Annotated in this window: 30 protein-coding genes; 8 read left to right on the top strand and 22 right to left on the bottom strand. The window is 66.4% G+C overall.

The features are described from left to right. On the top strand, positions 1–191 hold a 191-nt coding region (locus tag ACYVKL_RS39165), incomplete at its 5' end, for a hypothetical protein (protein ID WP_460774335.1). Between the two features lie 192 nt (positions 192–383). Continuing rightward, positions 384–1,232, top strand: coding sequence for a hypothetical protein (locus ACYVKL_RS39160; protein ID WP_379174169.1), 849 nt, complete (start codon positions 384–386; stop codon positions 1,230–1,232). A 73-nt stretch (positions 1,233–1,305) separates the two neighbouring features. Here the strand turns inward: ACYVKL_RS39160 and ACYVKL_RS39155 are convergent, their stop codons facing one another. The 10 genes from ACYVKL_RS39155 to ACYVKL_RS39110 form a co-directional block, all read right to left on the bottom strand. After that, entirely contained in the window at positions 1,306–1,596 is a 291-nt protein-coding gene (locus ACYVKL_RS39155) for a type II toxin-antitoxin system RelE/ParE family toxin (RefSeq protein WP_379174168.1), read from the bottom strand. Continuing rightward, positions 1,593–1,847, bottom strand: coding sequence for a type II toxin-antitoxin system ParD family antitoxin (locus tag ACYVKL_RS39150; RefSeq protein WP_379174166.1), 255 nt, complete (start codon positions 1,845–1,847; stop codon positions 1,593–1,595). The genes ACYVKL_RS39155 and ACYVKL_RS39150 overlap by 4 nt, the downstream gene beginning before the upstream one ends. 54 nt (positions 1,848–1,901) lie before the next feature. After that, positions 1,902–2,756 (bottom strand): hypothetical protein, encoded by an 855-nt coding sequence (locus tag ACYVKL_RS39145; RefSeq protein WP_379174165.1) that lies wholly within the window; start codon positions 2,754–2,756, stop codon positions 1,902–1,904. Then, positions 2,753–3,490 (bottom strand): hypothetical protein, encoded by a 738-nt coding sequence (locus tag ACYVKL_RS39140; protein ID WP_379174163.1) that lies wholly within the window; start codon positions 3,488–3,490, stop codon positions 2,753–2,755. Before ACYVKL_RS39140 ends, ACYVKL_RS39145 begins: the two co-directional genes overlap by 4 nt. Beyond that, entirely contained in the window at positions 3,487–4,170 is a 684-nt protein-coding gene (locus ACYVKL_RS39135; protein ID WP_379174162.1) for a hypothetical protein, read from the bottom strand. The genes ACYVKL_RS39140 and ACYVKL_RS39135 overlap by 4 nt, the downstream gene beginning before the upstream one ends. A 552-nt stretch (positions 4,171–4,722) precedes the next feature. Next, complete coding sequence (locus tag ACYVKL_RS39130) at positions 4,723–5,118, bottom strand: histone-like nucleoid-structuring protein Lsr2 (RefSeq protein ID WP_379174161.1); 396 nt, start codon at positions 5,116–5,118, stop codon at positions 4,723–4,725. 105 nt (positions 5,119–5,223) lie between these two features. Next, positions 5,224–5,778, bottom strand: coding sequence for a hypothetical protein (locus ACYVKL_RS39125; RefSeq protein ID WP_379174160.1), 555 nt, complete (start codon positions 5,776–5,778; stop codon positions 5,224–5,226). Further along, positions 5,775–6,449 (bottom strand): hypothetical protein, encoded by a 675-nt coding sequence (locus ACYVKL_RS39120; protein ID WP_379174159.1) that lies wholly within the window; start codon positions 6,447–6,449, stop codon positions 5,775–5,777. The genes ACYVKL_RS39125 and ACYVKL_RS39120 overlap by 4 nt, the downstream gene beginning before the upstream one ends. Before the next feature lie 44 nt (positions 6,450–6,493). Further along, positions 6,494–6,739: a hypothetical protein gene (locus ACYVKL_RS39115; protein ID WP_379174158.1), complete on the bottom strand. Its 246-nt coding sequence runs from the start codon at positions 6,737–6,739 to the stop codon at positions 6,494–6,496. Positions 6,740–6,750: 11 nt separating this feature from the next. Continuing rightward, positions 6,751–7,449 carry a hypothetical protein gene (locus ACYVKL_RS39110; RefSeq protein ID WP_379174157.1) on the bottom strand — a complete coding sequence of 233 codons (699 nt, stop codon included), beginning with the start codon at positions 7,447–7,449 and terminating at the stop codon, positions 6,751–6,753. A gap of 197 nt (positions 7,450–7,646) precedes the next feature. Between ACYVKL_RS39110 and ACYVKL_RS39105 the strand changes: the two genes are divergently transcribed. From ACYVKL_RS39105 to ACYVKL_RS39095, 3 genes are all read left to right on the top strand, one after another. After that, the gene (locus ACYVKL_RS39105; RefSeq protein ID WP_379174156.1) at positions 7,647–8,549 is read left to right on the top strand and encodes a GntR family transcriptional regulator; all 903 of its coding nucleotides are present in this window, start codon (positions 7,647–7,649) and stop codon (positions 8,547–8,549) included. Positions 8,550–8,622: 73 nt separating this feature from the next. Then, positions 8,623–9,042, top strand: coding sequence for a hypothetical protein (locus ACYVKL_RS39100; protein WP_379174155.1), 420 nt, complete (start codon positions 8,623–8,625; stop codon positions 9,040–9,042). Positions 9,043–9,543: 501 nt separating this feature from the next. Next, on the top strand, positions 9,544–9,942 hold the full coding sequence (locus tag ACYVKL_RS39095) for a hypothetical protein (RefSeq protein WP_379174154.1): 399 nt from the start codon (positions 9,544–9,546) through the stop codon (positions 9,940–9,942). A gap of 427 nt (positions 9,943–10,369) precedes the next feature. Here the strand turns inward: ACYVKL_RS39095 and ACYVKL_RS39090 are convergent, their stop codons facing one another. The 3 genes from ACYVKL_RS39090 to ACYVKL_RS39080 all read right to left on the bottom strand — a co-directional run bounded on the left by ACYVKL_RS39090 (position 10,370) and on the right by ACYVKL_RS39080 (position 13,697). Further along, positions 10,370–10,621: a hypothetical protein gene (locus tag ACYVKL_RS39090; protein ID WP_379174152.1), complete on the bottom strand. Its 252-nt coding sequence runs from the start codon at positions 10,619–10,621 to the stop codon at positions 10,370–10,372. A 464-nt stretch (positions 10,622–11,085) separates the two neighbouring features. Next, positions 11,086–11,526 carry an NUDIX hydrolase gene (locus ACYVKL_RS39085; protein ID WP_379174234.1) on the bottom strand — a complete coding sequence of 147 codons (441 nt, stop codon included), beginning with the start codon at positions 11,524–11,526 and terminating at the stop codon, positions 11,086–11,088. A gap of 14 nt (positions 11,527–11,540) precedes the next feature. Then, positions 11,541–13,697 (bottom strand): aminotransferase class I/II-fold pyridoxal phosphate-dependent enzyme, encoded by a 2,157-nt coding sequence (locus ACYVKL_RS39080; RefSeq protein ID WP_379174232.1) that lies wholly within the window; start codon positions 13,695–13,697, stop codon positions 11,541–11,543. A gap of 183 nt (positions 13,698–13,880) precedes the next feature. On the opposite strand from ACYVKL_RS39080, the gene ACYVKL_RS39075 reads away from it, so the two are divergent. Then, positions 13,881–15,239: a helix-turn-helix transcriptional regulator gene (locus ACYVKL_RS39075; RefSeq protein WP_379174231.1), complete on the top strand. Its 1,359-nt coding sequence runs from the start codon at positions 13,881–13,883 to the stop codon at positions 15,237–15,239. A gap of 1 nt (position 15,240) precedes the next feature. On the opposite strand, the gene ACYVKL_RS39070 is transcribed toward ACYVKL_RS39075, so the two are convergent. Then, a complete protein-coding gene (locus ACYVKL_RS39070; protein ID WP_379174230.1) occupies positions 15,241–15,549 on the bottom strand; it encodes a hypothetical protein in 309 nt (102 codons plus the stop codon). A 203-nt stretch (positions 15,550–15,752) separates the two neighbouring features. Further along, positions 15,753–16,100: a hypothetical protein gene (locus tag ACYVKL_RS39065; RefSeq protein ID WP_379174229.1), complete on the bottom strand. Its 348-nt coding sequence runs from the start codon at positions 16,098–16,100 to the stop codon at positions 15,753–15,755. A gap of 199 nt (positions 16,101–16,299) precedes the next feature. On the opposite strand from ACYVKL_RS39065, the gene ACYVKL_RS39060 reads away from it, so the two are divergent. Beyond that, positions 16,300–17,517 carry a helix-turn-helix domain-containing protein gene (locus ACYVKL_RS39060; protein WP_379174228.1) on the top strand — a complete coding sequence of 406 codons (1,218 nt, stop codon included), beginning with the start codon at positions 16,300–16,302 and terminating at the stop codon, positions 17,515–17,517. A 12-nt stretch (positions 17,518–17,529) separates the two neighbouring features. Then, positions 17,530–18,078: a hypothetical protein gene (locus tag ACYVKL_RS39055; protein ID WP_379174227.1), complete on the top strand. Its 549-nt coding sequence runs from the start codon at positions 17,530–17,532 to the stop codon at positions 18,076–18,078. 38 nt (positions 18,079–18,116) lie between these two features. Here the strand turns inward: ACYVKL_RS39055 and ACYVKL_RS39050 are convergent, their stop codons facing one another. The 7 genes from ACYVKL_RS39050 to ACYVKL_RS39020 form a co-directional block, all read right to left on the bottom strand. Beyond that, positions 18,117–18,353, bottom strand: coding sequence for a hypothetical protein (locus ACYVKL_RS39050; RefSeq protein ID WP_379174225.1), 237 nt, complete (start codon positions 18,351–18,353; stop codon positions 18,117–18,119). Between the two features lie 55 nt (positions 18,354–18,408). Next, positions 18,409–18,903, bottom strand: coding sequence for a hypothetical protein (locus ACYVKL_RS39045; RefSeq protein WP_379174224.1), 495 nt, complete (start codon positions 18,901–18,903; stop codon positions 18,409–18,411). A gap of 75 nt (positions 18,904–18,978) precedes the next feature. After that, positions 18,979–20,082: a hypothetical protein gene (locus ACYVKL_RS39040; protein WP_379174223.1), complete on the bottom strand. Its 1,104-nt coding sequence runs from the start codon at positions 20,080–20,082 to the stop codon at positions 18,979–18,981. Between the two features lie 140 nt (positions 20,083–20,222). Continuing rightward, a complete protein-coding gene (locus tag ACYVKL_RS39035) occupies positions 20,223–20,459 on the bottom strand; it encodes a hypothetical protein (protein WP_379174222.1) in 237 nt (78 codons plus the stop codon). Beyond that, on the bottom strand, positions 20,456–21,547 hold the full coding sequence (locus ACYVKL_RS39030; protein WP_379174221.1) for a ParA family protein: 1,092 nt from the start codon (positions 21,545–21,547) through the stop codon (positions 20,456–20,458). Before ACYVKL_RS39030 ends, ACYVKL_RS39035 begins: the two co-directional genes overlap by 4 nt. Before the next feature lie 22 nt (positions 21,548–21,569). Then, positions 21,570–23,180 (bottom strand): ParB/RepB/Spo0J family partition protein, encoded by a 1,611-nt coding sequence (locus ACYVKL_RS39025; protein WP_379174220.1) that lies wholly within the window; start codon positions 23,178–23,180, stop codon positions 21,570–21,572. A gap of 492 nt (positions 23,181–23,672) precedes the next feature. Beyond that, positions 23,673–24,518, bottom strand: a complete 846-nt coding sequence (locus ACYVKL_RS39020; RefSeq protein WP_379174218.1) for a CPBP family intramembrane glutamic endopeptidase — start codon at positions 24,516–24,518, stop codon at positions 23,673–23,675. Positions 24,519–24,637 lie beyond the last annotated feature (119 nt).

Raw genomic sequence — 24,637 nt, 5'->3', positions numbered from 1 at the left:
GGGACTTCGCGCAGTCATCGGCCAACTGCCCGACCGGACGTGACGACGGGCACCCAGCCATCGCCACCGCCCTCGACGGCGCCCGGCGCGCCGTCGGGCGAGCAGGGCTCGCCGGGGTTGGTGAGCGGGCCGGGGCCGCGGGCTGCGCGCCCGGTGGTGAGGGGCGCGTACGCATGCTGGCTGGGTGGTGAGCCTGCGGGAGCTGCGTCACGGCGGGAGGGCTCGGTGTCGCGGCAGCTCTAAATAACGGTGCGGAGGATCTGGCCGCCGGCCACGGCTGGAACCCAGGTGGGGCTAGAGCCGGGTGTCCAATTTCGGGTTTGACCTGGTGTTTCCTGTCACGAACCGAACGCCAATTGTAGGATCTGACATACAATAGAGACATGAGCGTGATGGTGGCGGCCCGCCCGAATGCAACCTTCCGGGACTCGAAACGTAGGAATTGTAGAGTTTCGAGCGTGGATTCGGATCTGTTGGTCGTGGAAATCGAGACGTTGCGTGATGACTGGTCCGCGACGTGGAAGCACGCCGCTGATGACAAGTTCGTGCAGGTGAACCGGTTCGGCATGGAGCCCGCGGCGGTGATGCTGTCGCCGGGGATGTGGCGTGAGCGGCAAGCGATGAACGCGGATCTGGTGGTGCCGGATTCGCATGTGCGCGAGCGGCCTTCGACGGATGCCCGGATTAATGTCGCCGAGATCATCCGGGATCTCCAGGCCGGGATTCACACGGCGGTGATGTTCCGCGGCGCGCAACGGGCGGTGTTCGCGCCGTATGAGTGGGTGCGGATCGCCGTGCCTGAGCTGGGTTTGACGCCGCTGGAGGAGGTTGTCGACGGCTTGGCGGCCGCGGCGCGCAACGTGGGCCCGCAGGTGATGGTGGTGTACCGGAAGTCGCGGACCCAACGCGCGGTGCTCGAGGAATTCGTCGATGCGGCGGATCCGGTGTGGGAGGTGGACCGGCGGCTCTCGTCGCTGCGGGGTCCGGTGCCGTCGTGGCGGCGCGCCGGCCTGCGGGCGGTGGTGTACGTGGTCGACGGGCAGGTCGCGCGGGTGCGGGCCCTCGATCCGGCGGCCGCGTGGGAGGACTTGCCGGGCGTGCACAGTCTGGCGCCGGTGTCGGATCCGTTGTCGCGCGGCGAGATCGATGAACGGTTCCCGTCGCTGAAGCTGTACCCGGGCGATGATCGGCCCGTGGTGGCGGGTTCCTCGCGCGAGTACGTCGACCTGTAGACGCTCCGGCGCAGGTTAGCGGCAGCCGAAAGCGCTTGTGCTGCCACTAATCCGGTCCGGCGAAACGAGTGGCTCAGAGGTGGCGGTCGACGTCCATGCGTTGGTGCAGGATTCGCACGATGATGATGGCATCGGCGGTGACTCGATAGAAGGCGACATGCGATCCGGCCGCGATCTTGAAGTAGCCGGGGCGGATGTCGTCGCAGCTGCGGCCGATGTGCGGGTGCGCGGCCGCGCGTTCGATGGCGCGCTGTATTTCGCGGATGTACTCGTCGGCCTGGTCGGCGTCCCAGCGGTCGTGTGTGTAGTCCCAGATTTCATCGATGTCGGCGGCCGCGGCGGGGGAGAGGAGGTATCGGCTCACCGGGTGCCGGACTCCCGGCCCGCCCGCTTACGGGCGAGGAAGCTGTCGAAATCGAACTCGGTGGGTTCGCCGCTGCGTTCGCCGTCTTCGAGGGCGTCGCGCAGGGTGCGGAGCTCGGTTTCGCGGTCCTCGAGCAGGCGTAGGGCGGTGCGGACGACTTCGCTGGCGGACTGGTAGCGGCCTGATTTGACCTGGGCCTCGATGAACGCGTCGTGATGCGCGCCGAGGCTGACGGAGGTGTTCTTGGCCATGACCCGAGGATACCAATTTTTGGTATCGCCGGGGTGGATGCGTCGTCAGGCTGGTCAGCGCAGCAGGTTCACGACGTTGCGGTAGGCGGCTTGGGTGTTGGCAGAGAGCTTCCCCCAGGTGATGCGGCCGCCGGCCGCGAGGTGGAGGTCATACGGGATTTCAGCGACTCCGCGAACGAATTCGCCAAGGTATTCGCGGGCGTGCGCGGCGATATTCGGCCCGTCGGTGAGCGTTTGGCGGGTGACGACGATGACGGCGTCGGCGATGTGGTGCTGGCTGTAATTGGCGTCGAGCCAAGCCAGAGCGGGCCGCAATCTGTTCACTGCGTCGGCGCGTGCGGCGAGGGTGATCACGATGGCAATGCGGGGGTCTCCGAGCAATGGCCGCACCATGGGATTGGCGATCGGTGCACCGCCGTCGTAGACGGGTAGGGCTCCGGCCTCGCACAGGTCGCGGTGAACAGATCCGTAGCTTTCACGCAGCGGCAGAGGGTCGGCCGTGCGGGGGAGTATCCCGGTGTCGGCGCTGGTTTCTCCGCACGCGTCGATGACCTTCGATGCCAATGAGCGGTGTTGCATTGTTAGCCACGTTTGGACGGTGCCTGCGGGGTCGGCGACGTCGCAGCCGCGTTCTTTGATGTCTCCTCCGCACGGGCTGGCGTCGACAACGACGGGGGACAGATATTCCTCCGCGCTGGTCGGTGACGCGGTAGCGATGGCGGCGGCCAGGCCAAGCGAGGTGGTTGTTGTTCCCGCACCGCCCGATGAGCCGAGCACAAGAATCGACGGCGTTTGCGCGCGCACCGTGAGGCCGGTTCCGCCGCGCAGCCGGACAATGTCGGTGGGTGATCCTGGCGGGGCCGGTCGTTCGATTCGTTCGGTGGCCGTGGCGGTTTCGTCAACGGTCATGTGGGAATCGCGATGGGCGCGAACCGCGGCATGATACCGAGGGTGGTGTCGTCGACGGCGTGGATGATCTGCATCCGGTCAGGGTGGTCGGCGGCGTGTCCGTTCTTGTGCCATACCCGGGCGATGAGCTGTCCGACGGTGCGTGTGGTCAGGTACAGCACATGCGTGACGGGGTCGCTCGCGGATTCGACGCGTTCGGCATGGGATCGCAGAATGGCGTCCAGTCGCGTTGGTGTTTTGGGTGAGAGCTCGACTTCGACGATGACGGCGGCATTGTTCGGCTGCCACAGCAAGCCGTCGGCCTGATGGGTCTTTGCGCTCACTGTGGCGTCTTGTGTCCACATGCGGCGCTCGTTCGCAATCTCTGCGGGGAGGTCCCTGTTGTGGGTGAGAATAGCCGCATTCCCTGCGCTGAGCAGATTGATCGACAGGTGCGCGACGGTGAGGTCGTGCGCCAGGATGCGCCGCGCGATCGGGTATTGCTGGCCGGCGGGCCAGTAGACGCGTCGGTTGTTCCCACGTTGCAGCGTTTCCGCGCCCAGGTACCCACTGTTGGTCAAAGTTGTCAGACGCCGAGAGAGGTTCTGTTTCGGCATGTGCTCGCCAGTGCCGAAGTATGCGTAGGCCTGCCGCATCGAGTCCGTGGCGGCGACCTTCACTTCGCCGAGCCACGCGAGTACCGCTGCGTCGCGTTGTGTGAGTGCAGCTTTGCCGTTGCCTCGTGGCGCGGTCACATGAATCCTTCGATGGCTAGGCGGGCAGCTGACGGCAACCCCGTTGCGAGTAGTTGCACGGCGCGCACCGCATCATCGTGGCGGCCGATGCTGTCGGGCGCATTAGCAGCCATTGCGGCGCTACGGGCGAGAAGGGCATCGCAGAGCGCGGCAACGTCGGTCAATGACTCGTCGATGAGATCAGCATCGACATTGTTGGCCCGTGCCAACGCAGCTGCACCGCATGCAGCGCGGACTTCTTTCGTCGCGGCTTGCTTGGCTGCTGAGTTCGGGGCTTGCCACTCTTTGAGAAGTTGCAGCGAGACCCAGAACAATGCGGTCTCTGCGGCTGCACGTCGGTCGAGCGCTGGCATTCTCACCGCTGCCCGGTTCACGGGCTCCGGTTTCGGATCGGCTGTGGCCTTCGGCGCACTGAAATGGTCGCTAATTGCCCTGTTGGCAAGGCTTGGACGCCACTGTGCGCGCTGCCTCGCGGCGGACGTGAGTCCCGCGGCACGGATGCGGTCAAGATCGGAAATGGTGCCACCGCGCAAGCCGGAATCATCATCGGCAGCGGTCAGCACAACGACAGCATCAATGTCCGCCGTCGCGATTGCGTCAACAGGAAAGGCGCGGACTCGCCGCATCAAATCAGCGTCAATCATCACAACCCCACCACTGTGCTTTGCCGAAGAATGCACCGATGATATCCCGACCACCCTCTCGGCGCACCACCGGCGTGCGGCTCGGATGAAACGCGCCAAACCGAATGCTGAAGGCTGTCCGGCCTGCGTAGCAGGCGGGCAGGTGCGCCGCCGTCAGGCGGCGACAGGCCAGCCCCCTCTGGGGAGGGGGCGCAGGCCGAGGGGGAGGGGAACCCCCCTCCTTGAGGAGGGGGGCAGGGGGGAGGTGGAACCCCCCTCCATGAATGGAGGGGGGCAGGGGGGAGGTTGAGCTTTTAAATCTTTTGTCTCTTCATGACCTTTGGTCATTGGGTATCTGCTCTGGTGCCCATCCCTGGTAACTTCAACCACCCTTGTTCGAGTGCTCGCAGAGCAAGGGTGGTTGAAGTTCTGGCCGCTTGCGGACAGAAGGGATGGGCACCAGAGCAGATACCCGCAGCTCGCAGAGCTGCAAGCCGATTACCTGCCTGATGACCAGACTGGTTACCAGCATGGTTCTCAGAACGATTACTAGACTGATGACCCAAGTATCATTCTGGTCATCGGTCTAGTCATCACCTACTGAATGGCTCAGCTGGCCGCTCCTGCTGGTTTCTCGCCGGCGGTCGCGGGGGCCGCCGAGCCCTTCTGGGCCTTGTGGTAGGCAGCGACGATGTCGTCATCGATCCGTCCGCGGGGTGCAACCTTGTGACCGTGCTCCTTCGCCCACTTGCGAATCAGTGCCGGCTCATTGGAGCGGACGCGAGCGGGCTTCTTGGAGCCACGTGCGGGCTTCTTCCGCGGAACTTCCCGCGCAGCCTCGATGAATGGCGCTAGCGCGTCGTCGAACCGCTTTGCGCTGGCCGCGGACAGATCGAACTCATAGTCGACACCGCGAACGCTGAACGTGATCAGCTCGGCCTCATCGACCTGCTCGTCGGTGAGGTCGTCGAAGACCTCTTCAATGGTCCTTGTCTTGCGTGCCATGTGGCAGATCCCCTTCGTGTGGCTGTCCCTCCCGCTTTCGCGGGTATCGGCGCATGCGATCGGTAGCCAGAATAGGCGCATCGCCCAGGCCATCGCACCCTGATGTCAATCGACGATTCGCAGGTGGCGCCCGCGATGGCCTTCGGCCTGCTCGTCAAGCCACAAAAGAACGGCTTCCCAGCCATCCGTCTTGATGCGAGCAGCCATTGTTTCGGCAATGATCGTGTGGCCGCTTGGACCAGTCGGTGAACTAGAACGGTTGGTGTTGTAAGTCTCTGAGATCAGAGCATGAAGTGCGCGGCCGCGGCGCTGCCATACCTCCGGCGCGCGGTCGGGGTCGTCGGTCGCGTCGTAGGCCATTCGGAACTGGAAGGTCGGTGCGTAGGTGGCTGCCCGCTCGAGATCGGCGTCGATCCATAGCAGCCACGCGACCACTTCGGCGGCATCAGTCTGAGACCTGTAGAACCGGAACTCTTTGAGCGGGAGATCCGGGAATTTGTGGGCGTATTCGATTGCCATGGTGCGCATGCGGTCGCAGGTCGGACCGTCGACCCACTCCAGGTGCCATCCTGGTCCGTCATATGCGTGCCTGACGGTCCGGCCGGTGCGCTCGCTGAGCAACTGCGCAAGTTTGACGGCTTGACGGGATCGACTGGTCATGACACTCCTTCAAGGAGAGGTGGTGCATCCACCCCCGGGTATAGCTCCAGGTAGGTGGGAAGGTGCTCGCGGTAATGTGCGAGACCGGCGTCGGTGAATACATAATGGCCAGTTGGCTCATGGCTCTGATACCGCAGGTATCCCCGGCTGTGGAATTGTTCGTATCCGACGCAGAGGTAGAGGTGGTTCTCTCCCTGGAGCTCGTGACAGCGGGCGCCTTCGTTCTGTGCCTGGGCAACGACTGCCAATTGCCGCCAGAGCCGTTCTCTCAGTAGCCCTTTGGGTGGGCGCGCGGGCGCTGGTCTTACGCCGGTTCCGGCACGTGCGGCCGCCCGACCTTCTTTTGTGAGCCACACCGAGACCGGATCCCGGAGTATTCCGGGAGCGGTCTCGGTGTCGATGAGCCCTCGGTCGCGCAGGGCCGCCAGGGTCGCGCCGGCACCGGTGTCATAGACACCACGGGCCCGCAGGCCGCTGGGGACGGGGCCATTCGGGTTGTTGAACGCAATTCGCCGCCAGACGCGCGCGGGCGTGCGGTCGTATCGTCCGGTTGCGCCCATCTGTCGGTGATGGTCCTCGAGGTTCTGGTCGGCGTGGAACAGCACGGTCAGATAGATCTGCTGACGTTCGTTCAAGTCTTCCCACGCGGCCCGGGCGGCGGCAGTGGTCATGGTCCAGCGTCCATTCCCTGGTGATGGCGAGGGCGGTTTTCGGTCTAGCTTCGTTGTTCGCGGATCGCGTCGTCCAGGACGTTGAACAGGTCGTCGATCTCGTTCTTCAACTGACTGGTCTTGGTCAGCACGGCTTTTCGCGCGTCGGCGCCGGCATCGGTGAGCGATGAGCCAAGCGGCTGCCAGTCGCCTTTGACCTCGAGTTGCGCTTCAGTGAGCTGGTTCCGCGCCTTTTGCAGCGCGTCGCGGGCCGCTTCGAACATTTGACGCTGTGTCGGCAAGGTGCTCAAGATCAGTGCTCCTACTTCGCGGGATTCATTGCGGCTATCCGGGATTCGAGTTCACGTACATAGGCGGCGCTCATGTCGGCCTGGCGGCGGGCTTCGGCGGCCGCGCCGGTGCTTGCGAGCTGCTCGGCGAGCGTGGCATAGATCTGGGCCTGGCGCTGCTCGATGGGCAGCAGCAGCGCGGGCGGGACCGGGCCCGGGCGGCATTCCTCGAGAAGAACGGCGCGCAGCTCGGCGAGGTGGGATTGTTCGGCGTCGAGGTCCATGCGTTCGAGCCGGTCGGCGGGCGCGTCCTCGCCGGTGTACTCGCGGATCCACCGGTCGATGTGCGCGGCCCGGGACGCGACGGTGTCGTCCCGATCGGCGACACCGAATGCCTTGTCCCGCAGAAGCTTTTGCCGATAGGCGGCAGCTGTGGTCTCCGCGATGCGCCAGCGGTCGTGGGCGCGGGAATCAGAGACCTTCGCCGCCGCTGCGATCGCCTTCCAGGTGACGGCGTCGACGCGGGCGGCCACGAGCGCGGCGTCGATCGCGGAATCGGCCAGCGTCCGCAAGCTCAGCGCGGCTTCGAACCGCTCGAGCGCGGTGCCGTCCCCGGCCGCGATCCGGCGGGCGCGGGTGGCCAGATGCCAGAGATGTTCGTCGAGGGCGAGGTTGGCATGGGTGCGGTCGGTGAACGGCGCACCGGCATCCGAGAAAAGCGGATCGTCCATGGACATCAGCATATCCGGAACGGAGCAACACTTGTCCTGTTTTTACGGATGAATCTCATCCATCCGTGAATGCTGACCGCCGTTAATCCCTGCTTATCGGCGGTCAGACACGATCACTCAACATCGAGTGTGGTACTGCATATTGGGTGTAGTCTTGGGCAGCACGCTACCGTGTTACCACTGCAAGGAGCAGAGTTATGGTCGCCCGCAACGAGATCCTCTACCGCACACTGCGCGCCAGCATCGCCGCGAACTACGCGCCCGGCGACAAACTGCCCAGCATCGCCGAGATCCAGACCGAGTACGGGATTCCGAGCCCCAACACGGTCCGCCAGGCCCAACAGCGACTCGTCGAGGAAGGCGTCCTCGAAACGCGCCAGGGCCTCGGCGCCTACGTCGTCCGGCTTCCCCAATCGCCCAACGTCGACATGGTCGCGGAGCTCACCCGTCTCCGCGACGAAATGAGCCTGCTGATCGAGGCGGCTCGAACCTCTTCGCGCACAGTCACTTTCGACCTTCGTGACCCCGACCGGCCGCACACCTACTACATCCTCACCGCGGCGCTCAACGACTGGGCCACCCGCACCCGTGCCGAAGCCGCGTTCGAACCCACCAACGCCGACGAGCTGCGGGCACTCGCCGCGGCCGCCGACGAACTGCGCGAATGGATCGAGCCCGCGCAGCTGGCACCCCGGTCCGGATCGCCGGTGCAGCCGGCCGCCGAGCCCCTCGCCACTGTTCGTGTCGAGGCCGTTGAGCCGACGGCGATCAGCCGCAGCGAGTTGGACTCGCTGTTTCCGCAGCCGAGCGACACCGAGCGCGCCGCGACGCGCGCCAAGCTGGTCGACCGCGCTCGCCTGGTGCAGCAGGAAGGTTGGGCCGCCTACCAATACGTCTGGAGCACTGGGGAAGTAGTGGGCGTCGCGCTCGTACTCGGTGACGAAGCGATGCTCACCGAATGTGCCGAAACCCGCGACAGCGTGCTCAGCCGCTACGCCTACGACCTGTTCGGCAGAAGTGGCGGCCGCCGCGACGAAGCCGACGGCTTCCCCGAAACCCGCAAATGGTTCCTGCGCGCACAGACCGACCTCGCGGGCTGACTCTTCGGCCGCGCCTTCCCACCCGAAGGCGACAGACTCGCCAGCGCTGAAACCCCGGTTTCATACTGGAGGGGTGCCGCGCGCCCGGCCGAACCGCTACCGATCAGATCAGCTTCATGCCGACCTGCGGCGGATCATGCGGCTCCTGCGCGCGGATGCCGAAGAACGCAGCGAATACTTGCGTTACCCCGACGATGACGACCTGGCTGCGCTGCACGCGCTGGCCAGGATCGTCCACGCCGCCGACTACCTGATCGACCAGCACATCACCGCCGCCCGCCGCCGCGAACACCGCGACGGCGGCGTTGCTGTGTCGTGGGCGAAGATCGGCGATGCGCTCAACATCACCGGCCAAGCAGCCGGTAAGAGGGCCCGTGCGCACCGACTCGCCGTGACACCGCCGCCGCCGATGACACCCGAACAGTACGAACAGTTGGTCGCCGAAGGGCGAGGGCTCGTTGCCGCACGCGACCGTGGGCGGCAACGACAATGAGCCAATCGCAGTGAAGTGCACAACATTTCGGGAGAAATTTTCTCGCAGTGTCAGCCCCGGCACCGGGCTACGCCGGGCCAGGACCACACCGGTTGGAGCGAGCCCGAAACGACCAGCTCACCCGGTATTACCGGCCGGGGCCGCCGCAGGACAACCGCAGTGGTACCGACACAATTCATCGACCGTGGGCACGGCACGCGGCGCGCGATCTGATTGAGATCGCACTGCCTCGGTTGCCATCGTGCTCACATGAAGTCCACCCGCCGCCCTGCTGCTCACGAAAACGGCTGTAACCAGCGCGATTCCGACGACTGCCACAGTGGAGAAGGCTGCTTCTACGGTTCTGTCCGATCACCTACCCCGACAGACAGGAACCGACGCCGTGTCCCTCTTCCGCACTCGCCGCGACCACCCCGCCGTCACCGCCAGGGAGCTCACCCCCGCAAGCCCTCGCTGGACACCACGGGTTCGGCGAACCCTCTCCGAGACGGGCCCGCGGCGATGACTCTCGGCACGAACGACGAAGGGCAGCAGGACTACTGGGCCGGGGTGGACCCGAACCAGGCTCCGACCGGCCCTATCCAGCTCCTGTGGCGAGGCTGCCAGATGATCTTCCTGACCACGAAGAACACTGCGGACACGGCCAGGGCCATTGCTGTCGGCATCGTGATTGTCGGTGCCGGCATGGTGCTGAGGAACGGGTTCGGGTGGGTCGTGCACCTGGCGGCCACCTACCCCTACCGCGCCGGACTCATCACCGTGAGCATCGCCGCGTGCGGCGCGGCGCCGACCGCCCTGAAGAAATTCCAGGGCTGGCGCGCAGCCCAGGCGGTCGAGTCGACGGCGAAGGCAGCCTGCCGCCGCGCGCAGGCCGGCGATGACGAATCCGCCGCCGAATGACCACCCGCCCCAAGACTTCGCAACTGCAACACCCGCGCTGGGTATCCGTTCCCAAGGAACACCGTGTGCTCACCTGGCGCGCCGCCTACGCCGACGACGAAACGGTCCGCAAGGATGCCCTAGCCGTCCTGAAAGCCTTCTCCGGCTCGACGATTCGACCACCGCCCCGGTGGCACCGGCGCCGAACCCGGTGGATATCCACAGCCGCGACCAGCCCGCGCGGCGGATCCGCCGCGGGCATCCTCCGCGCCACGGCGCGCCGCCCGGCCGGACGGTCCGCCCCAGTGTGCGCTGAGCCGATGCCGCAGTACGGGTTTCTGTCCGTGAGCTCGGGAGGTGCTCACGGCCGGTTCGGCATGAGCAGCGGCCGCCGGGATGAAACCGACGGCTTTCCTGACCCAGTGCGCGGCAATACGACTCCGGCCCCTCACGTGGGTGGTTGCCCGGCCAGCAATGCGTCTACTCGCGCGATCACCTCGGCCGCCGGCTCGCCCGGACGGAAGGCCACGGCGTCGAGGATCTCGATCAGCGCGTCGATTGCCTTCCGCGACGGCTTCGGGTGCCCCACGGCTGCCAGCACCGCGGCGGCCACGTCGTTCTCGCCGCCGTTGCGCGCGGCGACCACGAGCAGCAGCAGCGTGTGTTGCCCGACCGACAGTCTGGACGTGTCACCCGCCACCTCGCCGAGCCTAATCACGTGGCCGACTTGGAGGGAGCCCGAGGACACAGCCCGGGTGCGACTCCGAGCGGCATGCGCCGACTTGATAGAATCGAACATGCATTCGACTTTTCGTCAGTGGTACGAGCAGCCGGACGGGACGCTGAGCCGGTCTGGCGAGCTCGTCGTGTTGCCCGGGGGGCGTGCGGTGCTGCCGTCTCCACTTCGATGTCCGGTCTGCGAACAGCCTTTTCAGCCGGGTGAAATGGTCGTGGGTTGGCAGGCATGCCGGAACTCCGGCAGCGTGTGTACGGGCCATATCGCGACCACGTGCCTGCGTGAACAACCGGGCGGGCGGCTGTGCTCTGGCGCGGAGTATCAACCGCCGAAAAGGTTGGGGTGCGAGAAATTCGTGTTCGATGGCCGATAGCCGAACACGGCGTTGACCAGCCCTGATCTGACAGGACTGGCCAACGCCACATTGCTCAGTTGGTGGTCGACTGCTCTCGTCCGCGGAGCTGGGCGAGGTGGTCCGCCTCGCTGAAGAACGCCTCGATCACTTTGTTGTCCGCGTAGGCCAGCCTCGTGGTGGCCGCTTGGTCTCGGGTGAACCATCCGAGACGCTGCCCCTCGGTCAGCGCGATGGTGTCGATATCGAGGTCGATGCGGGTCGCGAAGCTGTGTTCGATCCCGAAGTCCCTTTCGCGGGTCATCAGATGAACAACGCGGTCGGGGTCGAGCGCGATGTCCATCTCTTCCTTGATCTCGCGAATCACGCAGTCCTGCGGGGTTTCTCCGTCTTCGAGCATGCCGCCGGGGATGGCCCACATGTTCGGGTAGGGGATGTGCGCGAAATCGTCGCGCAGGTACATGAGCACCTGATCGCGGGAGTTGACCATGAGAATTTGGGTGCCTTCGAGTGCCATGGGGCTATGCCTTTCTAGCGGTGATAGGCGGTGGCGAGCTTGGTTACCGCAGTGATGACGTCGCCGATGTCGGTTTCGGTCATCTTCGGGTACAGCGGCAGCGACACGATTCGTTCGGAAGCCTCCCGCGCGCGGGGCAGGGCGTCCGGGGCGAGGTCGTGAACTCGCTGATAGTACGGCTGGAGATGCAGCGATACGAAGTGGATGCCGGTGCTGATGCCCTCGGCGCGCAGGGCCGCAACGAACTCGTCGCGGGTGACGGTGAGCCGGTCGAGATCCAGCCGGATGACGTAGAGATGGTGGGCGTGGTCGATACCGGGCCGGGTCGCCAACGGCATGATGGCGGGCAGGTCGGCGAACGCCTCGTCATACAGATTGGCGTAATGGGCCCGCGTCGCGATGAATCCGGCCAGGCGGGGAAGCTGGTGCAGCCCAAGGGAGGCCGTCAGATCCGGCATGTTGTATTTGAAGCCGGGCTCGTACAGCTGCCAATGGGGCGAGCCGGTGACGGCGTGCCGGTTCCACGCGTCCTTGCTGATGCCGTGCATGGTCAGCGACCGGGCCCGGTCGGCGAGGGCCTCGTCGTCGGTGACGAGCATGCCGCCCTCCGCGCACGCGAGGTTCTTGGTCGCGTAGAACGAAAACGCCGCGGCTGCGCTGGGCAATTCACCGATGCGGCGGTCGTGGTAGCGCGCTCCGAGGGCGTGGGCGGCGTCCTCGAGAACGGTGAGGCCGTGGGCGGCCGCCACGGCGGAGATGGCGTCCATGTCGCACGGCTGTCCGGCCATGTGCACCGGCATGATGGCCTTCGTCCGCTCGGTAACAGCGGCCTCGATCGCGGCCGGGTCGATATTGAGCGTGTCCGGGTCGATATCGGCGAACACCGGTCGCGCTCCGAGATGAACGATCACGTTGGCGGTGGCGGGCCAGGTGATGGGGCTGGTGATCACTTCGTCGCCGGGCCCGATGCCGGCGGCGGCCAGACCCACGTGCAGGGCCCCCGTGCATGAGTTCGTGGCGACGGCGAACCTGGCGCCGGTGTACTCGGCGATCATCGCCTCGAACCGCCTGGACTTCGGGCCGGTCGTCAGCCAGCCCGACCGCAGGGTGTCGAGCACTTCGGCCTCCTCGGCCTCGCCGAGCAGCGGCAGCGCGAACGGCAACGGCTCCTGGCGGACGGGCTGTCCGCCGCACAGTGCTGGCGTTACGAGCACCCGTTCCATGGTGTCGGCGGCCGCGAACTGCGGCGCGGTCATCGCGGCGAGCCGACCGGGCTCGAGCAGGTAGTGGTGTACCTCCTCGATGGCGTCGGCGACACTGCGGGCCGGGACGAATCCGGTATCAGCGCCCAGCCGTTTCCCGGTGACGCGGTAGCTGATCGCGTTGGCCGGGCTGGGGTTGGCGCGGATCACGATTCCATCGTCGAACCGTTTGGCGACCTGCTCGGCGATCTCGTGCACGCGCAGGTTCTCCCCGACCACGTTGTAGATCGGGTACGTGAGCTGGCCGGACTCGGCGTCCAGACACGCGATGAACGCTCGGGCGGCGTCGAACACGTGCAGCATCGGCCGCCACTGGTCGCCGCCGTTGACGATGACCTCGTGATTGGCCAGCGCGCTGTAGGTCATGGAGTGCACCACCAGATCCCGGCGCATCCGCGGGGACCGCCCGCACAAGGTGCCCAGCCTCAACGCCACCGGCTCGAACCCGTCGGTGCGCTCGGCCAAGATGGCGTCTTCGGCGGCGAGCTTCGATTCCGCGTAGGCCGACCGCGGCGCGACCGCGCTGGATTCGTCCATGGCCTGCGCGGATCCGCTGTAGACACCGCAGGTGGAGGCGAACAGGAACCGCCGGGCACCGGCGCCGCGCGCGGCCGCCGCCAGCCGGGCGGCCGCCTTCTCGTTCACCTCGCGTGTCCAGCGCTCGTTGAGCGCGGCGGCGGGGTCGTTGCTCACCGCTGCCAGCGCCACCACCGACTCGACACCTTCGAACGCCCGCGGATCGAGGTGGCGGATGTCGGTGCGGATGATCTCGAGCTGTGGGTGGTCGGGCAGGATGTCGCCGCTGTAGAAGGCGTCCACCGCGATCACGCGATGCCCGCGCAGCAAGAGCTGTTGCACCAGTAGCGATCCGAGGTATCCGCCGGCTCCGGTGACCATCGTTGTGTTCATGCCCGTGTTGCCTTCCTCCACGGTCGCGACCGGGGATCGGCCGCGACGAGGGGTCCATAGCATCGGTGAATCCCGCTGTGAGACAGGTGATCACCCTCGAATTCGCATCTGGTCACCTTCGATCTCGCGCCCGGGTACCGTGAGCGGTGGGGCGATCGGCGAGACACTCGACCAGGTGAGGTCATGGACAGTCTTTTCGCGGATCGGCAAGCGCTGGGAAAAGCGCTGGCACAGTTGCGGGCGGCGGCCGGAGTCAATCAGGCGGCCATCGCGACCCGGTATGGGGTGGACCGCTCCTACGTCAGTCACGCCGAATGTGGGCGGCTGCTGCCGCCGCGCCCGTTCTGGCAGCTCGCCGATTCCCTCGTCGGCGCGGACGGCGCGCTGCTGGCGGCCTTCGATGTCCACGTTCGTGGCGTGGCCGGGGTGGGACCGGCGACAATAGGCAGCGGTGCTGCTGCGATCCTGCCCGCCGCACCCGCCGTAGACCTACACTCCATGCTCGACCCGACCCTGACGGAGTGGCTGACCATGAACAGACGCGAGCTCCTGGAGTTCCTCGCCGCAGCCGGAACCCTCCCGGCCGCAACATTGTTGGCCGGACTCGAGGCCGGGACCAGAGGTCAGCTCTCCCACGCGTCGGGAATGAAGGTGGACGCGGCCAAGATTGAGCAGATCGAAACCCTCGTCGATACCCTCGGACGCCAGTACGAAGCATTCGGGCCTCGGGCGGTGCTGGCGATCCGGCAGGGGCAAGCCGATCTGGTGGACGCCTTGCTGCGCGACTGCCCGGCGGCGCTGCTGCCCCGGCTGTTGTCGCTACGCGCCCACCTCGCTCGGGCGCTGGGCTGGATGGCCTATGACGCAGGCGATCTGCACCTCGCCGGACACCACTACGGCACTGCCCGCGACTGCGCCGAACAGGCCGCTGACGCGGATCTCAGTGCGCTGGTGCTGTGCAACATGTCGCTGGCCGCGACCCGCGCCGGGCGCCCCGGCCGGGGAATCGACCATGCCAGCGCGGCCGCCCACTGGGCGACCCGCTCGGGTGACCGGTACTTGCTGGCCTACACCTTCGATATGGCCGCTGAGGCTCACGCCGAGCTCGGGCAGAACAGCGAATGCCGTTCCGCGCTGGACCGATCCGCGGCGCTGGTCGCCTCGGCCACCGACACCCGGTTGCCGACCTACGTCTACGACCCGGCGCTATCGGCTGGGTTCGCCGCAGAATGCCTGACCAAGCTCGGGGCCGGCGGGCCCGCGGTGGCAGCCGCGCAGCGCTGCTGTGAACTCATCGACCCCGCGTACAGCCTCTCGCAGGGGTTCGCCGATGTCGGCCACGCCCTGGCGCTGGCCCTCACCGGCGACATCGACCACGCGGCCGCGATCATTGGCCACACCGCCGACACCGCCACCGCCTACGGCTCTGCTCGACTGACTGCCGAAGTGCGCAACGCTCATACCCAGCTGCACCACCTCGCCCCCGACGCGGCCGCCGTGCGCGCGCTCGGTCACCAGCTCGCCGCTGCACACCTGGTTTGACCTATTCGGTCTGCTCGTAGACCTGCGCGTATAGCGCTTCGGGCAGATTGATCCGGCGGTCCTCGTACAGCACGCGCAACGCCGCCCGGCGGCGTCCGCAGTCGCGGGGCTGACAGTGCCGGTGTTCGTGAACGTCCTTCATGGCCTGCGTGATGCTGGGCTGCGCTCGGTGCGCGCGGTGGGGCAACTCGGCCTGGACGTCCCACACGCTCGGCCCCGTCGGCTCGTCATCGCGCAGGCCCCACACCATCGCGGCCGCAACCACGGCCGCGATGGCGGCCGCCACGACAGGCCACGCCGCCGCGCCCATCAGTTCTCGCCGCCCCTGGGCGTGTTGTGACCTGCGGCCTCAGCTGGCTCGCGGAGCGGGTTCCAATCGCGCAGCGCGGTAGCCACTTTGGCGATCAGCTCGCGGTCGGTCTCATATGTCCACGTCGGTGTAGGTGCTGGTATCGCCGCTGCGTTGGAAATTCGGTGGGGAAGGGTGTCTCTGTCCATGTCAGCCTCACGCCGTTAGGCTCCGCTGGTTTCGGGCAACTGGCCGGTCGAATAGCGCGCAACGGTCCGCTCGTCGTCCACGGTGACGACATCGGCGACCTGCACCACCTCGCTGGGGATTGTTCCGCCGTCGAAATGCGCTGCGCTGGGGACGAATACGGCATCGGCTTCGATGCGCGTCAGCATGACGTGCAGGCGGTGAATCGGCCGATCGGTCGCCGGGCTCACGGCCAGGATCTTGCACAGGTCGTACCCGTAACGGGTCGCGAGCTTGCGGATTCGGGCCTTGTCCCATTCCTCGCGGGTGCCCGAAATGTCTTGCCGCAGATAGCCGATTGCTCGTGGAATTGGTGGTGTGGTCATCGGTTTGCCCCTCTGTTGGCTGGAGTGGGGCGCTGCCGGGGAGCCAAGTAGGGGGGCGACCGACTACAACCCAGCAGCGACCCAATTCGAATTCTCGAGCGGAACCGACCGGATCAGGGGGTACGCCTTGTACCTCTTCTCAAGAAATTTCGCGGGTACCCTCCGGGTAGAACCCACTTTCCGCCCCGACGGGAACCCCATGGACGACGAATTCGACCCCCAGCCCGGCGACCGCATCGGTGACAACATCCGGAGACTGCGCGGCAAGGCACTGACCCGTCAAGAACTCGCCGATAAGTCGGAAGTCAGTGTTGACCTGCTCAAACTCCTGGAGCAGGGAACCCGCAATTCCACCTCGCTGGCGACGCTGCGTAAGCTCGCCGCCGCGCTGGACTGCGACATCAGCGATATCACGGGCAAACGCACCGGTCTGCCCAACGCCACCGGCGAAACCGCGGGCGTCATCGCGATCCGCCGGGCACTGACCTCGGTTGATCACCTGACCGGCACGGCTGACGAACACCTGCCAATCACTCTCGCCGATGCCCGCCGGACCGTCACCTACGCCTGGGGTTCCTACTGGGCCGGGCGCTACGAGAAGCTCGCCTCGGTCCTCCCCGCCGGCATCGCGGACCTGCGAGCCACTCAGCAAGCCGCGCAAGGCCCGGACAAAGCCCCCGCCTCGGAACTCTTCGCGCGGATCCTGTGGGCGACCGCCTGCACCCTCGTGCATCTCGGCCACACCGATACCGCGTGGCAGGCGGTCAAGGACGCGCACACAGCCGCGCTGCTCGGAAACGATCCCTTGCTCGAAGCGACGCTGCGGGGCTCGATCGGCTGGCAGCTACTCGTCCAAGGGCGCCAGGACGAATCCCGCGCTGTAGTCCTCAACGCTGCCCGCGACATTCAGCCCGTCGGCGACGTGTCCGACGCGCACCTGTCGGTGTACGGGTCGCTGCTGTTGCAGGCCGCCACCGCCTCCGGGCGCGACCAAAAGGTCTCGCTGGCCCTGGATCTCGCAGATGAAGCTCAGACGGTCGCCGCGCGCCTGCCGGGCGACACGAAGGACTACGAATGCAACTTCGGTCCGAGCCAGGTCGTCATGCAGCGGACCGACATTCACGTGTCCTCGGAGATGTACCCAGAAGCCGTCACGGCCGCCAAGGCGATGCCATTCGGCGGTACCGGACTCACTCAGGTCTCCCAGGCCCGGCACCTGCTCGACCGGGCGGCCGCGCTCACTCGCTTGGGGAAGTTCGACGACGCGTACAAGCTGGTCTCGACCGCCGAAAAGGTAGGTGGTGACCAGTGGGCGCGGCACCAGAGTTTGTTTCGGACTGTCGTTGCCGAACTACAGGACAACGACCGCACGCCGGGGCTCCGCGAGATTGCGCGTCGCATCGGCCTCCGCGGCTAAGGGCGGCATGAAATGCGTAGCATCGCAGTCGGACAGCTCTACGACCCGCGCCGACGGCGCTGGGCGCCGATGCCGGTAGCAAGAATCACCCACGCCGGAATCCACCTGGTTCTCAACGTCGCGGACCCGACCGCAGTCGAGCTGGAAGCCGTACAAACCGGCGAACCCCGCTTCGCCTGGGTCGATGCCCCTCACGTTGCGCTGCTGGCGTGGTCCTTCGGTGAAGCAATCCCGTGGACCGATGTCCCCTACAGCCCGCATCTCGAGGACTCCGGCGACGTGCCGGGCATCGGGGACAAGCCCGGAACTCCTACCACCGTGACCGTGGTCCTGGTCGACGCAGATACCGGGGTGGTGCGCGCGGTGCGCGAAACCCCATGGCCGCCGGAATTCGCTGCGGTAGTGCGTGATTCCATCGCACGGATGGCCGCTGAGCCGGTGGACATGAACGCCATCGAAGCGGCCATGGCCACGCTCTACGTCACCTACCCAGACACCGCCGAACTCGTCGCGTGGAAGGCCAACGCAGTGTGCGCCGACGGCCACCTCATGGCCAGCTGAATGCGGCTTAGACCCGCACACGGCGACCGTGTGCGGGTCTAGTCGTCGCCGCGCAGCGCTGCGGACCCGAACACCTTGAACAGCTCCACATCGGCGGCCAGCTGGTCATTCGCTTGCCGCCATCGCATCTCGGCGATGGTCGCTTGGCCGTAGCGAGTGAACAAGTCGTCGAGCAGCGCTTTGGCAGTTTCCTGATCGCCGCTGTGGTGGGCGGTCTGGAGTCGGCGCAGCTGGTCGAGGATGGCGCGCTCGTCGGCGGCCGCGATGTCACTCACGCTGCTGATTGTGCCGGATCTCGCGCACGACCGGGGATCCATCGCCGTTGCGCCGTTAGCGGTTTGGGGTAGGCGCGATGACGTGGACGCGGCTCCATCGGGTGCGGTTCTGTTCGATGGCGGGTACGAGGTCCGTGAGGCTTCCGCGGGCACCGGTGATGATGATCAGCCCTTTCCGCTGTTTGGCGGCGTTGGATGCTGCTGCGCGCCACCCGTGATCGGCGGGTAGGTCGCCGCTGTAGAGGGTGCCGCCGTCAGGGGTGGTGATTGTCAGCTGTCCACCGGCGGTGAGCTCGGCCAGCCATCCGGCCGTGATCGCCCGGGAGAATGTGAGATCCAGGCTGACAGGTCGGGCACCGAATCGCTCCACGGCGGTTCGAAGTGCATCACCGGAGACGAGACGGCCGTTGCCTTCGATGATGGCGGCGGTCGCCGGCTGGATGATGGCGATCATCGGTTCGCCAGCCATGGTGATTGCCTGTGCCATCAGGGTTTCCAGTTCGGCGGGTAGGCCGTTGGCCGGGTCGAGAATGTGGTCGGGCATCTGCATGACGGCCCTATCCCCCAGGGTGTTCGGGCCGCCCGCGCTCGGCGAGCGCGGGCGGCTGGTGTTCTTGGTTGGTCGTTATGCCGCGATCGGTGCGGTGTGTGCTTGTTCGTCGAGGAGCTGTCCGGCGCGGTTGATCAGCCGCATGACGGCGATTTCGTCCATGCGGTAGTTGGCGGCGATGTCGGCGGGCCATTGTCCGGCGGCGTAGTCGGTCAGGACGTTTTCGACGGTGGATACGAGTCGTTCGTAGTCGCGAGCGGTGTCACGCATGGTTGCCGGGGCGTCCTGGTCGACGATGGCTTCGGCCAGGGCGCGGCAGTCGACTTCCTCGTCGGTGTGGCTGACGGCGACGGCGTCGGATTCGACGTGATGCTCGACTCGCGCGGCCTGTTCGTACTCCCCCGCGGTGGTGGTGCTGGATTCGGCGTTCAGCAGGTCGTCGGCGTGGGCGAGGATGGTCGCGTAGCGGCGGGAGATCCAGCCGTGCAGCCACATGCCGGTGCCGATCATGAGCGGCGCTGCGCTGTTCTGGGCGGCGGCACCCCAGTCCTTTTGGTGCAGGTGGTGGCCTGCGTTGAGGCCGATGGTGACGCTCATGAGGGCAACTTCGAACAGGATGATCCGGCCGCGGTCGAGACTCATTCCCCAGGTCGTTGCGTCGGTGGAGACCAGCATGAGGGCGACGACGAATCCGGAGACGACGAGCTCGGCGCCATAGGACAGCCACCAGAGCAGGTTGGCGGGGGTGGTGTTCGGGGCGATGTTGTGTTGCACGTTGACCGCGGACCAGGCCAGCGCGATGACGACAAGTCCGATGAGCGCGCGCGAGACCAGGACCGCTCGCCGGTAGGTGCGCAGTCGCCGATAGGCGACGCTGCCGAGCCTGGACATGGCTTGCTCGGTGCGCGCTTGGCGGGCCTGGGTGCGGCGTGCGCGTCCCTGGGCGCGGACCTCGGTGAGTGAGGCTCGCAGGTCTTGGGAACGGTGCGCGGCCCGGATCCACTGGGCTGCCCAGCGGTCGAGGCGCATTTCCCAGTTCGCGCGGATCTCGGTGAGCTCGGGCCGGGCCTGCATCGGGCCCAGCACCACGGCTTCCTCGAGCTCGGCGGCGACCTTCCCGATGCGGTCGATTTCCTTGGCTGGCTTGTCTGACTTGGCTGGCTTGTCTGACTTCTTCATCGCACCCTCTCAGCGCTGTCCGCTGGTGATCAACCGGGCTCTCGGTCGCTCGCGTGGCCGTTCAGCTCGGGCTGTAGTCGTGTGGTTCATCAGGCCGATTACGCCGTGACCTGGCTCTATCTGTAGTGATTCACGGTGAATCACTCGATGGTTCGACCCCGGCGTAGCGGCTTTGTTTCACCGGTGATGGCCTGGCCGTTGTTGTACATCTGTTCGATGCGGGCAAGCTTCTCGACGACGGCCTCGTAGATGAGGTCAGTCATCCGTAGGTCACGGCCGGGGACGGCGGCGTTGATCAGCTGGAGTGCCGCTTTGAGCCGGTCGTACAGCTCACGTCTGATAGCGACCGTCGGATCGCGCCGCTCTGTGCCTGTCACGCGGCGATGGCCGCGCGCCGCGCGAACAAGCCGTGCCGAGTCTGATGCTCGATGACGCGGCTGTAGTCGGCCACGACGTCCCGGGTGTCGGCGGGTCGGTACAACGGCAGCGGCGTGAGCGCGGTCATCGCGTGGTCGGCCAAGTTAGTTCGCCGCACCGGTGGTGTCACGCCCGCTTTCAGTAGCGGCCCGTAGGTGTCCTCGGCGGCTGCCAGCATTTCCCGGTATCCACTGGCGAGCCGGAATGCATATTTGCGGTCGTGGTCCTTCTCGGCCTGGCTGATCGCGCCGCCCTGGGTCGGGATCATGGTGGGGATCAGGCTCAGCAATTCGACCGGCCGGTTGTAGGTCTTGCTCATGCCGGCCAGCATCGCAATCGTCACCGGTACGCCTTCGAGCTCTTTCCATTGCGGTTTGGCGCAGGTGATGACGCCGCTCAATCCGGATGCGAGCTCGGCCGGGAAATCGGTCTCCGCGGTGGTGGCGAGGGCGGCGAGGGTGTGGAGCGGGGAGTCGACGCCACCGCAGTCGATGAGCCGGACATCGGCGCACTCTTCGGGATGCTCTTCGGCTTCGGCGATAAAGGCCTCCCGCAACGCGATAACGAGACTCTGGTCTTTGACCACCTCGACGGCGAGCGGGCTCATGGTCTTGCGAGAGGTCGGGATGATGCGGATCCGGCGCATGACGTCCATGTCGTAGACCGGTTGTCCTTCGTCGTTGTAGCCCAGCTCGAGCCGTGCCGGAACCCGCACATCGCGCAGCTTCTTCTTGCCGCTGATCACGTCGGCCACTGTGGGCCCGGCGTGGTTGAGGTAGCCGAAAATGGCGGTCGGGTTGGCCTGGAGGTCCAGGTCGCATACGTCGACTGTGTAGCCCTCTTCGGCGAGTTTGACTGCGGTGGCTGCCAGCGATGTGGTTTTGCCGGCAGACCCGGATACGCCTATGTATGCGTGTGTCGACACTGATGGCTCCTCATGTGGTCGAGTGGGTGATTCGCCGTGAATCACCCGGCCCCAGCCCAATGCCTGTCTCACGCTTCCGAGCTTCGAAAAGGCTGCGACCTGGGGTATTGCGGGGTGATTCACGGCGAATCACCCTGCGGTGCGGCTACGCCACGGTGCCGATTCGGCGGATCTGATGGGCTTCCCAGCCGGTCGGGGCGAACCCACCGGCTTCGGAGAGGATGTCGAGGTACGCCGCGTCGAGGACGTCCCACGGGCGGTCTTTGTCGGACGCCCGCAGTTCGCACGACGCGAGTGCGACCGCCCAGAGGCTGCGCTGCGTCGTCTTGGGGTCTGATTCGCGGGCTACCTGGTCCTGCCACAGCTCCGGTGTCAGCGTGTCGCAGACCTCCGCTTGCCGCAGCCAGGTGTGCGCGAGAGTCCATGCCCGCGGCTGATCGGTGCGCACGCGGTGGCGCGTGAGGTTGATCAGCAGGGCGGCGAGCTTGTCGCGGCTCGTGCCTTTGGCAGCCAGCGCGGCCGCCGCTGTCCGGCGGCCGCGCTGGGCGGCTACACGGTCTCGGCTGTCGTCGTCCTTGGGTGTGCGGGGCGCGGGCGCGTCGGTGTCGGTTGTGGCGCTGGCGGCGTCGCCGTCGGTGGCGCCACTCCCCTCCCCCGCCGACTCTTCGACCGTCTCGGGCACCTCGACGGCGAAGAAGCTCAGGCTTCCGGTCTTGTCGTCGATGGCGGCGACGATGTTGTCGTCGGCCTCGACGGGAGCTTCGAGCAGCCGGTGGGCTTCCATGGCCTCACCGAACCGTGCGACGGGGTCGTCGACCAGCGTCAGCCCGATCCGCTGGGCGGTCGCACGGGAGTTTCGTTCCGCGACTACCCGCTGTACGGCCCGCTGCGGGGTGACGTCCTGGGCGATGAGGTCGAGTACGGCGAGCTGTTCGGAGGCTCGCTCGGCGCTGTCTTGCTGTTCATCGTGCTCACGCTGCCATTTGCGCGGGGGGCCGAACGGCAGGGCGGCCGCGAGGTCCACCGCCTCCATGAGGCCCAATTTGTCGTCACTGACCGCGTCTTGGGCTTGCGGGATGAGCAGGTTCAGCGCCAGGTGCCGTTGGACGGTCGGCTGCTTCAGGCCCGCGCGGGCGGCGATGGCTCGGGTGCTCATTCCCTCGTCGCCGTAGATCGCGAGATGGTGGGCGAGCTCGATCCGGTCGAGGTCGTCGCGGCCGGTGTTCTCGCGGACGAGCGCGTCGAGATCGCCGCCGTCGGTGAGGATGGAATCATCGATGATGACCGGGATTTGGTCGACGCCAGCTTCGAGCGCTCCGGCGCGGCGGCGGTGGCCGTAGACCACTACGTAGGCCGCGGTTTCCGGGACCTGGCCAGCGAGGTCGGGGTAGGCCGCGATGTAGGCCTCGCGGGTGCACACCAGCAGTGGCACCAGTACCCCTGTGCCCCTGATCGATTCGACCAGCTCTTCCCACTTCTGATATCCCGGGCGGGGGCGCGATCGACGCGGGGAGTTTCGCGGGTGCGGTGCGAGCTGATCTACCGCGACCTTGATGACGGACAAGCCGACTTCCTCGGCGCGCTTGTGGATGTCGGCCAGAACAGCAGCCACGTCCACGCCGGCGGACTCTCCGTCTGGCTCGGTGACGGTGATCGTGTTGCCGGACAGCGCCTCGAGTAGCGGGTTCGGTGCGCCACCGCCACGCAATCGATCGGCCCCGCTGATCTTCTTCAGTCCTGCGCGAGCGCCCGACATACTGGAATCCTCCTTATGACATGTAAAACATGTAGGTGCACCTTATCGCACGCGCAGGGCTGACGCACCCGCATTCCTCGGGGCGCGCCACCTTCGGATTCCCTTGTGCCGCGTACTGATCGCGCGCTCCGGACAGTCGCTCGACGTGCGGACTTTTGGGGTGATTCACCGTGAATCACCCCAACCTGCCGGGGTGGCTGCATGTTCCGGCTTGCGCTTCGAAACGTCACTGACGAATTGTGGTGTGCGGCAGTGGCATCGCACTCGTGCCGCCGATGATCCGAGAGGGTCGACCATGCTGTGACCTGCGGTAGCTGATGGTGATTCACGGTGAATCACACTCCGAGCCTCACGATTTGAAGCTCGGCAATTGGTATGGCCGGAGAATCCCCTAGGGATGGGGAGCGCCGGGCCCGATGCTAGGCGCTTTTCGTCGTGGGTGGAAGTACGACGCGCGCAATCGGTCTCGTGAGCCCTCCGCCCGGCGTCCGCTCATGTCAGCGACACAGCGACCACCAGGGCGTCGAACAGGCCGTGGCAGATGATGGCGGGCCAGATCGAACGCGTGTAGAGCGTGAGTCCGGCGTACATCGCACCACCGATGCCCGCGTTGACGACATTCGACGGTCCATATGTTGAGTGGGCCTGGGCGAACAGGACGGTGCTGATCACTGCGGCGACGACGATGAGCGCGATCGAGGCGCGGCGCCACCGTACGCTCGTGGTCAGGTTCTGGATCAGCAGCAGTGGCGCACGATAGGTGATCTCCTCGGGGAGTGCGGCGACGAAGAACGGCAGCAGCACGACAGCGCCGAAGGCGTTGTGCCGGTAGAACATCTCGTCACGGTCTGCGTTCGCCGCTGCCTGTGCGGCGTCCAGGCCGGGCTGCCAGATGACGGCGAGCGCCCTTTCGAGCCCGAAGTGTGTCACTGCCAGCGCAACAGGCACCACCAGGCACCACAGCAGCAGACTTCGAGAAGGCCCGCGGCGGGGCGCTGGACGTCGGAATCCGACCAGCGCGAGCACGGCAGCGGCCTCGCTCGCCAGGGTCATGTGTGGCCGGATCGTCTTCGCGCTGATCACAATCCACAGCGCCGCCAGGTAGGAGGCAATGGCCACCATGCCGAGGGCCTCGCGCTGCATTCCGAACACCAGAACCATCGGGCCCAGGTAGTACAAGGGGGGCGCGACCGTGACGACGGCCAGCGCCCGCATCATCGCGCGGAACCATCGCGCTGGTCGCCGTGGCACATCTGCGGGGACATTCGCTGCGGTGCCGTCGGTGGGCACCTGGTCGGCCTGCTCGCTCGGCGTGATGTTCACTGGCATGGGCTCCATCGCTCGTCCTTCGCCACAGTCGTTGTGCTGGGGCCTATTTCGGTGATAGCACCGCACCGCGGCGTGTGGTGGCCGCTGCCCACACCAGGTGTGCCGTCGTCCGCCGGCTCCGGCAGTCG

Source organism: Nocardia tengchongensis (assembly GCF_054781395.1).
The sequence above is the reverse complement of the archived record's forward strand: the minus strand, read 5'-3'. Positions and strand labels throughout refer to the sequence as shown.

What these genes read in the sequence shown, in the direction of transcription:
- ACYVKL_RS39125 (WP_379174160.1), bottom strand. Translation starts at nt 5,778, where the DNA reads ATGACCAGTCGATCCCGTCAAGCCGTCAAACTTGCGCAGTTGCTCAGC.
- ACYVKL_RS39150 (WP_379174166.1), bottom strand. Translation starts at nt 1,847, where the DNA reads ATGGCCAAGAACACCTCCGTCAGCCTCGGCGCGCATCACGACGCGTTC.
- ACYVKL_RS39110 (WP_379174157.1), bottom strand. Translation starts at nt 7,449, where the DNA reads ATGGACGATCCGCTTTTCTCGGATGCCGGTGCGCCGTTCACCGACCGC.
- ACYVKL_RS39045 (WP_379174224.1), bottom strand. Translation starts at nt 18,903, where the DNA reads ATGCAGATGCCCGACCACATTCTCGACCCGGCCAACGGCCTACCCGCC.
- ACYVKL_RS39145 (WP_379174165.1), bottom strand. Translation starts at nt 2,756, where the DNA reads ATGACCGTTGACGAAACCGCCACGGCCACCGAACGAATCGAACGACCG.
- ACYVKL_RS39160 (WP_379174169.1), top strand. Translation starts at nt 384, where the DNA reads ATGAGCGTGATGGTGGCGGCCCGCCCGAATGCAACCTTCCGGGACTCG.
- ACYVKL_RS39065 (WP_379174229.1), bottom strand. Translation starts at nt 16,100, where the DNA reads ATGACCACACCACCAATTCCACGAGCAATCGGCTATCTGCGGCAAGAC.
- ACYVKL_RS39130 (WP_379174161.1), bottom strand. Translation starts at nt 5,118, where the DNA reads ATGGCACGCAAGACAAGGACCATTGAAGAGGTCTTCGACGACCTCACC.
- ACYVKL_RS39020 (WP_379174218.1), bottom strand. Translation starts at nt 24,518, where the DNA reads ATGGAGCCCATGCCAGTGAACATCACGCCGAGCGAGCAGGCCGACCAG.
- ACYVKL_RS39105 (WP_379174156.1), top strand. Translation starts at nt 7,647, where the DNA reads ATGGTCGCCCGCAACGAGATCCTCTACCGCACACTGCGCGCCAGCATC.
- ACYVKL_RS39040 (WP_379174223.1), bottom strand. Translation starts at nt 20,082, where the DNA reads ATGAAGAAGTCAGACAAGCCAGCCAAGTCAGACAAGCCAGCCAAGGAA.
- ACYVKL_RS39025 (WP_379174220.1), bottom strand. Translation starts at nt 23,180, where the DNA reads ATGTCGGGCGCTCGCGCAGGACTGAAGAAGATCAGCGGGGCCGATCGA.
- ACYVKL_RS39085 (WP_379174234.1), bottom strand. Translation starts at nt 11,526, where the DNA reads ATGGCACTCGAAGGCACCCAAATTCTCATGGTCAACTCCCGCGATCAG.
- ACYVKL_RS39120 (WP_379174159.1), bottom strand. Translation starts at nt 6,449, where the DNA reads ATGACCACTGCCGCCGCCCGGGCCGCGTGGGAAGACTTGAACGAACGT.
- ACYVKL_RS39075 (WP_379174231.1), top strand. Translation starts at nt 13,881, where the DNA reads ATGGACAGTCTTTTCGCGGATCGGCAAGCGCTGGGAAAAGCGCTGGCA.
- ACYVKL_RS39070 (WP_379174230.1), bottom strand. Translation starts at nt 15,549, where the DNA reads ATGGGCGCGGCGGCGTGGCCTGTCGTGGCGGCCGCCATCGCGGCCGTG.
- ACYVKL_RS39080 (WP_379174232.1), bottom strand. Translation starts at nt 13,697, where the DNA reads ATGAACACAACGATGGTCACCGGAGCCGGCGGATACCTCGGATCGCTA.
- ACYVKL_RS39095 (WP_379174154.1), top strand. Translation starts at nt 9,544, where the DNA reads ATGACTCTCGGCACGAACGACGAAGGGCAGCAGGACTACTGGGCCGGG.
- ACYVKL_RS39060 (WP_379174228.1), top strand. Translation starts at nt 16,300, where the DNA reads ATGGACGACGAATTCGACCCCCAGCCCGGCGACCGCATCGGTGACAAC.
- ACYVKL_RS39055 (WP_379174227.1), top strand. Translation starts at nt 17,530, where the DNA reads ATGCGTAGCATCGCAGTCGGACAGCTCTACGACCCGCGCCGACGGCGC.